This window comes from Marinobacter sp. V34, from assembly GCF_055524115.1.
Window position 1 is genome coordinate 268202 of record NZ_JBUPZY010000004.1, and the last position, 13780, is coordinate 281981.

The window sequence follows — 13780 nt, forward strand, 5'->3', positions numbered from 1 at the left end:
TTGCTTCAAATAATAGTTATTGCTGGTCTTAGAAATTCCGTTCCGGAACGGTGAGGATATCCCCTGGCCGCATGCGGTAGTTGGTTGACACATCCCCTTTGTTGAGGATGTCGTCCAGACGAACAGGAATAGCCACCATTCTGTCGCCTAAAGCGCGGTAAAGCATGGCATCATTGAGCTTAGCAAAAGGATTTGCGCCTCCCGCACTCAATACCAAATCCAGAACTGTCATGCCTGACCGGTGGGGCACAGAGATGGACTGATTGACAGCACCGGTCACCCGCACACGGTCGCTGAACTCGTGACTACCCATGGACTTGACCACAACGGTTACCTGGGGTTCGCGGATGAAGCCTGTGAGACCAATCTCGATTTCATTGGCCAGTTGCTCGGGCGTTTTACCGGTAGCCTGAACATCACCAATAAGCGGCATAGATACTCGGCCGTCCGGTCGTACGGGCACAACCATGCTGAGGTCTGCATTGCGCCAGACCGAAATCTGGATTTCATCGGTTGGTCCAAGCACGTACTCGTCAACACTCGTTGAGGTCTGTAGACGCAGGGCTTGGTCAATAGCTTCCTGAGATGACGACTGAGGCCCGGCACAACCTGCAACAAATGCTACCGCCGTGAGGGACAGCAGGAGTCCCTGCAGTGAATACTTCGATGACATTGTTATTCCTCTCTGGGTCCATATCTGTTTCCATGTCTCGGGGAGAGCTGGCCCCGAAACTACCTTGATCCTTTCTTGAACAATACCACTTCTACTGTCTGAATTATAATCAACAAATCAAGCAACAGGCTTTGATTCTTGATGTAGTAGAGGTCGTAACGGAGCTTTTCCCGAGTGTCCTCTTCATTGTCCGCATAAGCAAAACAAAGCTGGGCCCAGCCCGTCAAACCCGGTTTGACGCGATGACGCTCACTGTAGAATGGAATCTTTTCCGACAACCGCTCTACAAACACCGGCCTTTCGGGGCGCGGGCCAACGAAAGCCATAGTACCATTCAGCACATTGAAAATTTGTGGCAGTTCGTCAATCCGCACCTTGCGGATAAAATCCCCTACCCGGGTAACCCGTGCGTCGTCCTTGCTGGCCCATACCGCACCGTTTTTCTCGGCGTCGGTTATCATTGAACGGAATTTATGTACCTTGAAAACGCGGCCGTTAAGCCCTACCCGTTCCTGACTGTAAAATATCTTCGCGTTGAAGCCATCCTCGATCTTGATGGCTATGGCAGTCAGCAGCATCAGCGGCAAGCTGACCAGCAAAAGAAGAGCGGCAGACAATATGTCGAGGGAGCGTTTTCCAACCCCGAAAACGGACGAAACGGTGAACCCGTCAGAAAATACCAACCAGCCACGAGTAACCATTTCCAAGGCGACTTTTCTGGATTCCCTTTCGTAAAACGCGGCGCCGTCTACAATCCGCACTCCTTCCATTTTGCATTCCAGCAGGTCTTCCATAGGCAGACCTTTGCGGCGGTCGTCCACCGCCACCACAATTTCATTGACCGGGTGTTTGAGAATGTATTGCTGGAGCGTGGTTGGAATGTTTAGCAGGTAGTCTTTGCTGATCTCAACCGGTTCGTCGGGCAGCGACACGAAACCAGTCAGTATAAAGCCCTTACGGTTGAAGGGCGTTTTGAGATCCTCGTGAATCTGCCTGGCGCGGAAGCCAGCCCCCAATACCAGCACCTTTCGTTTGAAGCTTTCTTTGCCGACGGTGGCAAAAAAGAAGAGGCGAGCAATGCCCAAAAGGAAAAAACCGAAAACTGAGCCAGTGGTCAGTGCACTGCTTGTGCCGATGTACCACAGCCATTCGCTGTTAAGCAGGTAGGCAAACCCGCACAGAGGGATACTGACCATCAGCGCCAAGATGGTGCGTAACATCATCCCCGACATCCCCTCTTCCAGGCGGGATTGATGAACACCGAGGGCTACCATGACCAGCAGGTTGATTGCCGAAAACACGGCCGCTGAGGGCAACAGAAAACTCAGGTTTTCAAGGAAGAAGGAAACGTCGCCGAAATAGCGGAAAAACACAGCCAACGCGAAGGCAAACGCCAGCACCAGAAAATCAATCAGGCCGAGAATGACATACGGAAGATGAATGTAGTGTCTGAACAATCTGACGTGGGCCACGCCAACTCCTTTTGCTGTTCGCAACTATGAAAGTACGCATCCAGTGCGTCTACATACAGCGCTACGTGAACAGCAGTGTACTGTAAATTTCCGTAACTGCAATCGCCGATGAGCAAACAAACCCGCCACGATGTAAAGGAAACTGACAATTCAAGGTTCTCGAATCGCCAGTTGCCTCTTTGTAGTGGGCTATTTTTTCTGCCGTTTACGTGCCACCAGCAGCCCTACAAGTCCTAGACTAAAAAGTGCCAATGTGCCTGGCTCCGGAACAGCTACCATGCCGATGGTTACATTATCCAGGCCGTACCCGTCATTGGAGTTATTGGAGAAAATGGAAACACTGCCCAAGCCTTCTGTATCGAACAATGTAATGTAAAAAATACTTCCATTACCCAGTGCAGAACCGAAGATATTCCCGAAGTTGAAATCTACACCGCCAATCGAGAACCGACCCCCAGCGTCGTTCGGATCTGTCATGTAAAAGCCTATGGCGTTGTAGCCTGCCACCGGAGATATGTTCATTTCCCGGGCGTCCATACTGTCCAGCCAGTTGCTACCGGAGACGGAGTAGCGGCCATTGAATGGCGTTGTGCCTGCATCCAGCACCGCAAGGCCGTTATCGCAGTCGTAGATGCCACTATCACAAAGTCCACCCGAACCGGCTACCACGCTGGTAAAGGAACCGAGGCCGGCCTGGGAATTAATAGTGCCCGACTGGGTTCCGGGGGTGTAGTAGGTGTTGTCGTCGAAGGTTTCGGTAAGGAAACCACCGCTAAGGGTGGCCAGGAAGTCGCTCTCTGCCTGGCCGGCTGCTAGACCACCCTGGGCGCTGATCGCGAGAACAGGCGCCGCTGAAACCCAGGAACAGGCACCAAAGAGCAGTCCGGTTGCGAGAACGGTTGTTATCTTTTTCATATCAGTACTCCATTGATCTGATGTGTGTCGCTTACACAGGATTACTGACTGCATGGTCCGTGCCACAATCATAACCGTTTATGCTTCGGCCACTTATGAAACCGCACCACCTGGTGTGTAAATTAAGCTGACACACCTGTAACTTATCCGTATCAGTGTCATATCACGAAAAGCTCAGCAAACTCGTGCACAGGCGTACTTTCCAGCGCCTTCTGATCCTTGCAGAGTCGGAATATCTGTTCGCAGCGCTGGCCAGGGAACCGGGTGACCAGGTTGTTGTAGAATTTGTCTTCCAAGAGCGGGATCCCATCCTTTCGGCGGCGACGGTGACCAATGGGGTATTCAACCGAGACTTTGTCCGTACTGGAGCCATCTTCGAAGAACACTTGGATGCCATTGGCGATTGAACGTTTATCCTCTTCCAGATACTCACGGGTATACCGTTCATCCTCCACCACTTCCATCTTTTCCCGGATGCTGTCGATGACCGGGTTGGCCTGGTGAAAGCTGTCTTCATAATGTTCTGCGGTCAGGCTGCCAAAGATCAACGGTACCGCCGCCATATACTGCAGGCAGTGATCCCTGTCAGCGGCGTTAGTGAGCCTACCCTGCTTGGAGATAATGCGGATGGCGGACTCGTGGGTGGTGATGACTATGCGGTCAACTTTCTCCAGGCGGTCTTTGACATGGGGGTGCAGTATGACTGCGGCCTCCGCCGCTGTCTGCGCGTGAAATTCTGCCGGGAAGGAAATCTTGAACAGGATGTTCTCCATAACATAGGAGCCGAAATCCTGGGCCAAAGAAAACTGACGTTTATCCTCGGGCTTGAGTTTCTGGTCTTTGTTGGTTTTGCTGAAGAGCACGTCGTAGAAGCCCCACTGGGGAGCTGTCAGTGCACTCGGGATACCCATCTCCCCTCTTATGGCAATATCTGCCAGCCGCACAGCACGTGAGGTGGCGTCCCCTGCCGCCCAGGATTTGCGAGAGCCCGCATTCGGCGCGTGGCGGTAGGTTCGCAATGACTGGCCATCAACCCAGGCGTGGGATAGCGCTGATAGTAACTGCGCCCGGTTTGCGCCCATCAGTTTCGCGGTGACGGCTGTGGACGCCACCTTGACCAGTATCACATGGTCCAGCCCTACCCTGTTGAAGGAGTTTTCCAGCGCCAGTACACCCTGAATTTCATGGGCCATGATCATGGCTTCCAGCACATCTTTCATGGTCAATGGGTCTTTGCCTTCTGCCACCCGTTTTTGGGAAAGGTGGTCCGCTACCGCGAGGATGCCCCCGAGATTATCGGATGGATGACCCCACTCCGCCGCAAGCCAGGTATCGTTGTAGTCCAGCCACCGGATGATGCAACCAATATCCCAGGCGGCTTTTACCGGGTCCAGCCGGAATGATGTACCGGGAACCCGGGCACCATAGGGTACTACTGTGCCCTCCACTATCGGCCCCAGATGTTTGGTGCATTCCGGAAATCGCAGGGCGAGCAAGCCGCAGCCAAGTGTGTCCATCAGACAGTTACGGGCAGTGTTCCAGGCCTCTTTGCTTTTCACACGGTAGCTAAGGGTATAGTCGGCGATGGTTTGGATTAGGTCGTCATACTCGGGGCGTTCGTTGAGATCGAATGTTGCTGACATAAAACTTTTCTCCCTATCTGAAACTTTAGCTGGTGAAGCCTAGTTGATGCCCCCCTGAAATTCAGGGTATATGATTGTTAATCATCACTTATTACTCAGATATATATCTACCTGCCTTACGAAACTATGGAAACCAATTAATTCCAAAATCACTATTTTTTCAATTATTTATGAAATCACAGACGCTTCAAGCAATTACCCTGCTATTAATTAGCAGAATAGCAATCAAATCTTGGTTAATTTGTTTTAATAAATAATTCCATGTCATGTTTTTATTATTCCACTTTAACCGACTGTTTGTAAGGCACTTATTTACCATAAATCTATTTCAAAGCTGTAATGCTACAATATAGTTATCCGGGCGGCATCAAGCCTATAATTCTGCGCCATTGGTGAACAACCCGTCACGAATGTTTAAAGACGTATTTATTAAGTCTTCGGTAAACCTTGGAAATGCCAATGAATAGCACCTCTACCGAATCTGCCATTGCCGAATGGACCACTATCCTGGGGGATTCGGGAGTCGTTTCGGCTGACACAGCAGATGCTGGCGCCTCCACAATAGGAGCACAGCGGTCTATTCCCGCTGTGCTCCGCCCGGAAAACCAGGATCAGGTCGCAGCGATTATGCAGGTTGCGCAACGATGGCACGTTGCCGTCTACCCCGTGAGCACAGGCAATAACTGGGGCTACGGTAGCGCCAACCCGGTTGAAGACGACTGTGCCATTCTTGATCTTAGCCGGCTTGACCATATTTCCGATTTCGATCCCGAAATGGGCGTCATCACTGTCGGCCCTGGTGTAACCCAGGGCGCCCTGAGGGAATTCCTGGACCGTCATGAGGGCGATTACCTCGTGCCTGTTACCGGCGCAGGCCCCACCTGCAGCATTCTTGGTAACGCACTTGAGCGGGGTTACGGCATCACACCGATTACCGACCACTTTGCGGCGGTGACAAAGATCGAAGCAATATTGCCTGACGGTTCCCTTTACCGTACGCAGCTGAGCGAACTTGGTGGAGCGGAAGTAGACGGACTTTTCAAATGGGGCATCGGCCCCTATATCGACGGGCTTTTTAGCCAAGGAAATTTCGGCGTGGTTGTTAATATGACCATCGCTCTTGCACCAGCTCCCGAAACCATCACTGCTTTTTTCTTTTCCACAAAAGACGATGCCAAACTGGAAGCGCTAGTGCCCACCGTCAGAGCTGTTTTGCAAGCGCTTAGCGGCTCGGTTGTTGCGATCAATCTACTTAACAGCCAACGCATGCTCTCGATGATGATCCCTTTCCCCGAAGACAAGGCCGTTAACGGTGTTTTACCTAATCATGAAGTAGGACGTCTTGCTAACAGTTATGGCGTTCCGGCTTGGAGCGGGGTTGGGGCAATCTATGCAACAAAGGAGGTCGCAAAAGCGGCCCGGCGCACGCTACGGCGGCTTCTCGGCCCAGTGACCGACCGTCTTATCTTCATCAATCAGCGAAAAGTCGACATGGCACGCACCATTTCCCGCGTACTGCCCGGCAGGTTGGCAACACGGGTCAGAGGCATGGCGGATACGCTCTCGGGTGCGCTCGAAATCATGCATGGCACCCCCAATGATGTCGCGCTGGCGTTGGCCTACTGGCGATCAGGAAGCCTGCCCGAGACCGGGCAACCCAAAAACCCCGCACGCGACGGCTGCGGGCTCATATGGTTTGCGCCGCTGGTCCCAATACGTGCGAATGACGTTCGCCGCTATATCGATATGATTGAAAACATTTGCCCGCAGTACGGTGTCAATCCTCTTATTACATTGACCACCGTAAACAATCGCTGCTTCGACTCTACCGTCCCCCTGCTCTTTGATCGCAGGGACGCGTATGCGACAGAACGGGCGAACGACTGTTACCGCGCGCTGTACATTGCAGGGCAAAGGGAAGGCTTCCTGCCCTACCGCCTTAACATTGACGCGATGGATGTTCTGAATACCGGTGGATCTGCTTTCTCAAGGCTCACCAGTCAACTGAAAGCTGCCGTTGATCCCAACTCCATCCTGGCACCCGGACGTTACGTGCCCAGGATCACGCATTCCGAGGTCTAATGAGCGTTTACCTCGATACACCTGTAGTACACCGTCAGGGGAAATAGGGACGGTGTTTTTCTCTTCAAGGACTATCGCCATAACAACTCCCTGAACGGGGAAGAATGAGGACCTAAATATGCAGAACGGCGTGGCTTTTCAGCATAAAACAGAAAACAGGAAACACGATAAATCTCAGGAAGACATAAGCATCATCTTCAACTCAGTGTTCAATGTCGAATTGGCGACTTCTCAAGAGGCAATTAATGAAGTCTTCGAGGTTCGATATCAGGTTTATTGCATCGACAGGCCTTTCGAGGACCCCAGTTGCTTTGTCGATAAACGGGAGCACGATGCATACGACCCACAATCTGCCCACGCTCTGATCCGGCATCGAACGACGGGACACAGCGTCGCAGCCGTTCGTCTCGTTATGGCAGGTGATAATCCGGAACAAGTTGAATTTCCCATGGAGGGCGCCTGTCTTCATCGGATGGATCAGTATGCACAAAAAGCCGTTTCAGATGCACGCCGTGAGCACGTCGCAGAAATATCCCGGATGGCAGTAAGTCGAGAGTTTCGGCGGCGCCTCAATGAGGACAAATCAGCCACAGGCGTCAGCGAGATCGCCTCCTATAGCGATTCGGAACAGGGTAAACGCGCGGTGCCCTATATCAGCCTTGGGCTCTTTGCTGCCATTCTCCAGATGTCGGTTAAACATGGCATAACCCACTGGATGGCAGTTATGGAGCCAGCACAGCTGCGCCTCTTAAAGCGATTTGGCGTGGAATTCGATCACGTAGGTCCCGTCCTGGAATATCACGGCCTCCGCCGCCCGGCCTTCACCGAAGCAGCATCACTGATTGACGGTATAAAGAGGCGTCGTCCGGATGTCTGGTCGCTGATTACCGACAGTGGACGCTACCTGCCAGCAAAACCAGATACTGAATAAAAAAACCCCCGCTTCTTTGGCGGGGGCTTCTTTTATCAGTACCGTTATTTAAACGTTCTGACTATTCAGGCGTTATGCCTTTGCTGCTTTTTTCCGACGTGACAGACCAAGTCCAGCGAGACCGAGTCCCAGCAGTGCCAGGGTGCCTGGCTCTGGTACCTTTGAAGCCGTGATACGGAAACTGGTATCAAAGGTGTTTTCAGTGTCCTCTAAAGTCAGGAGACCAACACATCCAGGTGAAGCGCCCGCCGTTGTACAGGCATCGTCATCCAGAACAGCCAGGCCTGCCACCTCAAGGAACACGGTATACATATAGTCATCAATGGTGAACGACTGGGCGAACTCAAAGCCGCCTGCACCATTATCCACGGCACCTAGATCGTCAAAATTATCAATGGTGAAAATATCATCGCAACCTGAGGTTGATGTAAAACCACAGTTCGCAGGGTTATCCCTGTTGATTGTTTCACTAAAGAAGCTCATGAAGGTCAGGGAGGTTGGAGGTAGCGATGGGCCAGCAGGATCAACTGGCGTCAGTGTCAGCGTGGATGTCAGATCGAAGTTTGTCAGCGCTTGATAATCCGCACTGATAACATTGTTGTCGTGGGTAAATGTTCCACCATCTACGGTGTTCACATTGGTGAAAAGACCACCTCCCGAAGATACATCTTCAATCGCGACAGAAGACCGATCATCGGCATCACCGCCCCATGACACGAAGTTATCATTTACAACCTGACTGCCGTCGTTATCTCCGTCTGCCGGAGAGAACATGACGTTCTCGAAGTTGCTATCGACGTCATACCCCCACTCGATAATCATATCTGCACTGGCAGATTGAGCAGCTAGTGCAAAGGGGACAACGAGCGTTGATAGAACTGTTCTTTTTAGTGCTGTGTTCATAATTATCTCTCCTTGACTGTGGGCGCTGGCAACTGGAATTAAAGCCAGCGCGTCAGCGGTACCGGGTTAGGAGCATCATCCATACCAGAATTTAAAAATTATTATTTTTCAGGCACTTAATATTAAAATTTACGTGGTATTTAAATAAAAGTGTAAGCATATTCGACATTGAAAAGGCTCAAATGAATCGCTTGTGGCGTCATGTGCGCTTATGCTGCGTGAATACTGATTCCATTAGAACAAAAATGTTTAAATACGTTTTTTTATAGTTAACTCAGAATTAAAGACTCACTTGAACGCTGGTTTAGTCAAGTAGTGCGTAAATTATGTTGACACCGGGCCAGAGGGGCCGGGGTGTGTTATTTCAGTGTCAGGTGTTGAGTTTCTATACACCTGTTGTCTCAAATTCGTTACAACAAGAAATAATTAATATTTAAGCATCTGTTTTATATTTTTATTTTTGCTATTGGCACTATTTTTTCTTATTGGAATTTCGCATGCCGGTATTCAGGGGATGCGCACGCGAAAATTTGTGAAAGCCAAGGAGAACAACACATGAAAGGATTTAGCAATAGAATATTTTGGGGCCCGTGCCTCGCGCTCGCAATGGCTGGCAATGCCTATGCAGCTCCGATCGTGAACGTCAGTAATACCGACGGTACCCTGTACAATACCGATGCACTGACGGGGTTTACTACCAACGGCTCGTTGATGAATGGTATGGAAGTGACCACCTGTTTCGACAGCCTGACCTGCGAAACTGTCAGCTTCGACGGCACCGTGGGTTCGTCAAACTATGGCGAAGCTGCGGGCAGTGGCTGGAGCCTCACTATGAATGGTGACACCTTTAGCAACCCGTTTACATTCACCTCGGATATCCAAAACCAACTCGGTGGCGTGACTAATATCCTGATTAATGGCCGCCCGGGTAATACCATTTTTGACATCGTCAGCTCCACATCTATGTCACCCAACTCCGCACTAGGCAAGCCCTTCACGCTTACCGGAAGCAATGATATTGCAGATGGAGCCACGGTGAATGTGGAATACTCCGATAAGCTGTCGATTGACGGGATCTTCTATAATGACCTGTTCACCACGATGGCCATTGATTTCGGTGATCTTACGTTCGCTGGAACCTTCAGTTTTCTATCGGATACCGACAACAATGATTTTGAAGGCGGAAGTGTCATCACACCGGTAGACCCAACCCCAGTCCCAGAACCCAGCACGCTGGTCCTGATGGGACTCGGCATGTTGGGATTTGGGCTGAATCGACGTAGTAGAAAGGCTTAGGTACCGTTGTCGGATTACGTCCACCAGGCCGTAATCCGACAAACTTCCCTCACTATAAGTTACCGGGACATCTCTACAACACGAACGAATCCCCGGGCACCCTTACCCAACCTTCCATAAGCACTCGCGCGCTGCGGCTCATGATGGCTTTGGTGGCTGTCCACTGGCCGTTGACCAGGCTGGCTTCCGCACCAACCTGCAAGGTGCCTGATGGGTGGCCGAAGGTCACCGAGGTTCTGTCACCGCCGCCAGCGGCTAAGTTAACCAGAGTTCCCGGTACGGCAGCCGCGGTGGCAATAGCAACGGCTGCTGTTCCCATCATCGCGTGGTGGAGTTTACCCATGGAAAGGGCCCGCACCAGCACGTCCACATGCCCTGCCTCAATGGCTTTGCCACTGGAAGACACATAGTCAGACGGCTTTGCCACAAACGCTACCTTGGGCGTGTGCTGGCGGCTGGCGGCCTCTTCCACGGACTGAATCAGTCCCATTTTGACGGCACCGTGGGCACGGATGGTTTCAAACATCGCCAGGGCCTCGGGATTGCTGTTGATGTCGTCCTGCAGTTCCGTGCCCTTGTAGCCAATGTCTTCTGCATTCAGGAAGATGGTGGGAATGCCGGCATTGATCATGGTGGCCTTGAGGGTGCCAACACCGGGCACGTCCAGGTCATCCACCAGATTGCCAGTGGGGAACATGGCGCCTTCGCCATCGGCAGGGTCCATGAATTCCACCTGAACTTCGGCAGCCGGAAAGGTCACGCCGTCCAGTTCGAAATCACCGGTTTCCTGCACTTCACCGTTGGTGATCGGTACCTGAGCCACAATGGTTTTACGAATATTGGCCTGCCAGATACGGACCGTACAGGTGCCGTTTTCCGGAACGCGATCTTTGGCCACAAAGCCACCATTGATCGCAAACGCACCGACAGCGGCGGTAAGGTTGCCGCAGTTGCCGCTCCAGTCCACGAACGGTTTGTCGATGGACACCTGACCAAACAGGTAGTCCACGTCGTGGTCCGGTTGTGTCGGCTCGGCCAGGATCACGGTTTTGCTGGTGCTGGAGGTAGCACCGCCCATGCCGTCTATCTGTTTCTGGTAAGGGTCCGGGCTGCCGATCACACGCAGCAGGAGTTTATCCCGGGCTTCGCCCGGGATTTGTGCCGCTTCCGGCAAATCCTTCAACCGAAAGAACACGCCCTTGCTAGTGCCGCCACGCATGTAGGTGGCGGGGACTTTGATCTGGGGCGAGCGGGTCATGCGGCGCCCTCCGATTGCAGGAAGTCCTCGGCAAAGCGTTGAAGCACACCACCGGCACTGTAAATGGACACTTCCTCGGCGGTATCCAAACGGCATATCACAGGAACGCGCTCGGTGCTGCCATTGTTGCGGTGGATAACCAGAGTGAGTTGTGCACGCGGTGCAGCTGTGCCCTCTACGTCATAGGTTTCAGTACCATCAATACCCAGGGTTTGCCGCGTGGTGCCTTCCTCGAACTGCAGGGGCATAACGCCCATGCCGACGAGATTGGTGCGGTGAATGCGTTCAAAGCCTTCGGCGACGATGGCTTCCACGCCCGCCAGGGCCACGCCCTTGGCCGCCCAGTCACGGGAAGATCCCTGACCATAGTCGGCGCCGGCGATGATAATCAGCGGCTGCTTCCGTTCCATGTAGGTTTCGATGGCTTCCCACATACGGGTGACCTTGCCTTCCGGCTCAACCCTTGCCAGGGAGCCCTGTTTCACCTTGCCGCTCTCGTCCCGAACCATTTCGTTGAACAGTTTCGGGTTTGCAAAGGTGGCGCGCTGAGCAGTCAGGTGATCGCCCCTATGGGTGGCGTAGGAGTTAAAGTCTTCCTCCGGCACGCCCATTTTATGCAGGTATTCACCGGCTGCGCTGTCCATCAGGATGGCGTTGGATGGCGACAGGTGATCCGTGGTGATGTTGTCCGGCAACACCGCCAGCGGGCGCATACCCTTGAGGGTTTTCTCGCCTACCATGCCACCTTCCCAGTACGGCGGGCGGCGAATGTAGGTGCTCTGGGGGCGCCAGTCGTAGTTCGGGTTGGTGTTGGCGTGCGCATCCCGGGTGATGTCGAACATCGGAATATAAGTGCTGCGGAACTGTTCTGGTTTCACGCTGGATTTCACAATGGCGTCAATTTCCGCATCGTCCGGCCAGATGTCCTTCAGGGTGATCGGGTTTCCGTCCTTGTCGTGCCCCAGGGCATCTTTCTCGATATCGAAACGGATGGTTCCTGCAATTGCATACGCCACCACAAGCGGCGGTGATGCCAGGAAAGCCTGTTTTGCGTAGGGGTGAATCCGACCATCAAAATTCCGGTTACCAGACAGCACAGCGGTGGAATACAGGTCCCGATCAACAATTTCCTTTTGAATCTTCGGGTCCAATGCGCCGCTCATACCGTTACAGGTGGTGCAGGCAAAAGCCACTACGCCGAAGCCGAGTTCTTCCAGCTCGGACATCAGGCTGGCTTCTTCCAGATACATTTTTACCGTCTTGGATCCCGGCGCCAGGGAGGTCTTTACCCAGGGCTTGCGAGTCAGGCCCAGTTTGTTGGCGTTTCGGGCAATCAGGCCTGCGGCCACCATGTTGCGGGGGTTGCTGGTGTTCGTGCAGCTGGTAATCGCGGCGATGATGCACGCGCCGTCCGGCATCTTGCCCTCTTCTTTCTCCCACTTGCCGGCAACACCACGCTCGGCCAGTTCGGAGGTGGGAAGATGCGCGTGGGGGTTGGACGGGCCCGCCAGAGTACGGTGAACGCTGGACAGGTCAAACGTCAGCACTCGCTCGTATTCGGCGTTCTTCATGCTGTCGGCCCAGAGCCCTGTCTCCTTGGCGTACTTTTCAACCAGGGCGACCTGGTCGTCTTCGCGCCCGGTCAGCTTGAGGTAATCGATAGTCTGGCCGTCGATATAGAACATCGCCGCCGTGGCACCGTATTCCGGTGTCATGTTGGAGATGGTGGCACGGTCGCCTACGGTGAGGCTGTCGGCGCCTTCGCCATAGAATTCCAGGTAGGCACCCACCACTCTCTCCTTGCGCAGGAACTCAGTGATGGCCAGCACCATGTCGGTACCGGTGATCCCCGGTTGCAGCTTGCCCGTGAGTTCCACACCCACGATGTCCGGCAGGCGCATCATGGAGGCTCGGCCCAGCATCACGCTTTCGGCTTCAAGACCGCCCACACCCACGGAAATAACACCAAGGGCGTCGACCATCGGGGTGTGGCTGTCGGTTCCAACACAGGTGTCCGGATACGCAATACCGTCTCGATTCTGAACCACCGGCGACATCTTCTCCAGATTGATCTGGTGCATGATGCCGTTGCCCGGAGGGATCACATCCACATTCTTGAACGCGGTCTTGGTCCAGTTGATGAAGTGGAAGCGGTCGTCGTTGCGGCGGTCCTCCACGGCACGGTTTTTCTCGAAAGCGTCTTCCTCGAACCCGGCATGCTCAACGGCCAGCGAGTGATCCACAATCAATTGGGTGGGCACCACTGGATTGACCTTCGCAGGATCACCACCCTTTTCCTTAATGGCATCGCGCAGGCCAGCCAGATCCACCAGGGCGGTCTGGCCGAGGATGTCATGGCAGACCACGCGGGCCGGGTACCAGGGAAAATCCAGGTCCCGTTTACGCTCGATCAGCTGTTTGAGGGAATCCGTCAGTGCCGACGGGGCACAACGACGGACCAGCTGCTCTGCCAGGATTTTGGAGGTGTACGGCAGTTTGTCGTATGCGCCAGGTTGGATGTCTTCCACAGCCTGGCGAGTGTCAAAATACTCCAGGTCGGTGCCCGGGAGAGGTTTGCGGTAATCAGTGTTCATGGGCGGTACTCAA

General features: G+C 53.3%; 10 protein-coding genes. 3 read left to right on the forward strand and 7 right to left on the reverse strand.

Annotated features, from left to right (window positions below; translation table 11 throughout):
- Positions 1 to 28: 28 nt before the first annotated feature.
- The 4 genes from AC0B60_RS08935 to prpD form a co-directional block, all read right to left on the reverse strand.
- Positions 29 to 673: an XrtA/PEP-CTERM system exopolysaccharide export protein gene (locus AC0B60_RS08935; RefSeq protein ID WP_465085409.1), complete on the reverse strand. Its 645-nt coding sequence runs from the start codon at positions 671 to 673 to the stop codon at positions 29 to 31.
- A gap of 59 nt (positions 674 to 732) precedes the next feature.
- Positions 733 to 2145, reverse strand: a complete 1413-nt coding sequence (locus tag AC0B60_RS08940) for a TIGR03013 family XrtA/PEP-CTERM system glycosyltransferase (RefSeq protein WP_465085411.1) — start codon at positions 2143 to 2145, stop codon at positions 733 to 735.
- Between the two features lie 189 nt (positions 2146 to 2334).
- Complete coding sequence (locus AC0B60_RS08945) at positions 2335 to 3060, reverse strand: PEP-CTERM sorting domain-containing protein (RefSeq protein ID WP_465085412.1); 726 nt, start codon at positions 3058 to 3060, stop codon at positions 2335 to 2337.
- Positions 3061 to 3218: 158 nt separating this feature from the next.
- Positions 3219 to 4703 carry a 2-methylcitrate dehydratase gene (gene prpD, locus AC0B60_RS08950; protein ID WP_465085414.1) on the reverse strand — a complete coding sequence of 495 codons (1485 nt, stop codon included), beginning with the start codon at positions 4701 to 4703 and terminating at the stop codon, positions 3219 to 3221.
- 459 nt (positions 4704 to 5162) lie between these two features.
- On the opposite strand from prpD, the gene AC0B60_RS08955 reads away from it, so the two are divergent.
- Both AC0B60_RS08955 and AC0B60_RS08960 read left to right on the forward strand, forming a co-directional pair.
- Positions 5163 to 6785 (forward strand): FAD-binding oxidoreductase, encoded by a 1623-nt coding sequence (locus AC0B60_RS08955; RefSeq protein ID WP_465085415.1) that lies wholly within the window; start codon positions 5163 to 5165, stop codon positions 6783 to 6785.
- A 118-nt stretch (positions 6786 to 6903) separates the two neighbouring features.
- Complete coding sequence (locus AC0B60_RS08960) at positions 6904 to 7716, forward strand: PEP-CTERM/exosortase system-associated acyltransferase (protein WP_465085416.1); 813 nt, start codon at positions 6904 to 6906, stop codon at positions 7714 to 7716.
- Positions 7717 to 7788: 72 nt separating this feature from the next.
- Here AC0B60_RS08960 and AC0B60_RS08965 read toward each other — a convergent pair whose 3' ends face one another.
- Entirely contained in the window at positions 7789 to 8619 is an 831-nt protein-coding gene (locus AC0B60_RS08965) for a THxN family PEP-CTERM protein (protein WP_465085418.1), read from the reverse strand.
- 555 nt (positions 8620 to 9174) lie between these two features.
- Here AC0B60_RS08965 and AC0B60_RS08970 point away from each other — a divergent pair.
- A complete protein-coding gene (locus AC0B60_RS08970; protein WP_465085419.1) occupies positions 9175 to 9915 on the forward strand; it encodes a PEP-CTERM sorting domain-containing protein in 741 nt (246 codons plus the stop codon).
- A 73-nt stretch (positions 9916 to 9988) separates the two neighbouring features.
- Here AC0B60_RS08970 and prpF read toward each other — a convergent pair whose 3' ends face one another.
- Both prpF and acnD read right to left on the reverse strand, forming a co-directional pair.
- Positions 9989 to 11173: a 2-methylaconitate cis-trans isomerase PrpF gene (gene prpF / locus AC0B60_RS08975; protein WP_465085420.1), complete on the reverse strand. Its 1185-nt coding sequence runs from the start codon at positions 11171 to 11173 to the stop codon at positions 9989 to 9991.
- A complete protein-coding gene (gene acnD / locus AC0B60_RS08980) occupies positions 11170 to 13767 on the reverse strand; it encodes a Fe/S-dependent 2-methylisocitrate dehydratase AcnD (RefSeq protein WP_465085421.1) in 2598 nt (865 codons plus the stop codon). The genes prpF and acnD overlap by 4 nt, the downstream gene beginning before the upstream one ends.
- Positions 13768 to 13780: the final 13 nt, after the last annotated feature.

What these genes read in the sequence shown, in the direction of transcription:
- AC0B60_RS08935 (WP_465085409.1), bottom strand. Translation starts at nt 673, where the DNA reads ATGTCATCGAAGTATTCACTGCAGGGACTCCTGCTGTCCCTCACGGCG.
- AC0B60_RS08945 (WP_465085412.1), bottom strand. Translation starts at nt 3,060, where the DNA reads ATGAAAAAGATAACAACCGTTCTCGCAACCGGACTGCTCTTTGGTGCC.
- prpD (WP_465085414.1), bottom strand. Translation starts at nt 4,703, where the DNA reads ATGTCAGCAACATTCGATCTCAACGAACGCCCCGAGTATGACGACCTA.
- AC0B60_RS08955 (WP_465085415.1), top strand. Translation starts at nt 5,163, where the DNA reads ATGAATAGCACCTCTACCGAATCTGCCATTGCCGAATGGACCACTATC.
- AC0B60_RS08960 (WP_465085416.1), top strand. Translation starts at nt 6,904, where the DNA reads ATGCAGAACGGCGTGGCTTTTCAGCATAAAACAGAAAACAGGAAACAC.
- AC0B60_RS08965 (WP_465085418.1), bottom strand. Translation starts at nt 8,619, where the DNA reads ATGAACACAGCACTAAAAAGAACAGTTCTATCAACGCTCGTTGTCCCC.
- AC0B60_RS08970 (WP_465085419.1), top strand. Translation starts at nt 9,175, where the DNA reads ATGAAAGGATTTAGCAATAGAATATTTTGGGGCCCGTGCCTCGCGCTC.
- prpF (WP_465085420.1), bottom strand. Translation starts at nt 11,173, where the DNA reads ATGACCCGCTCGCCCCAGATCAAAGTCCCCGCCACCTACATGCGTGGC.
- acnD (WP_465085421.1), bottom strand. Translation starts at nt 13,767, where the DNA reads ATGAACACTGATTACCGCAAACCTCTCCCGGGCACCGACCTGGAGTAT.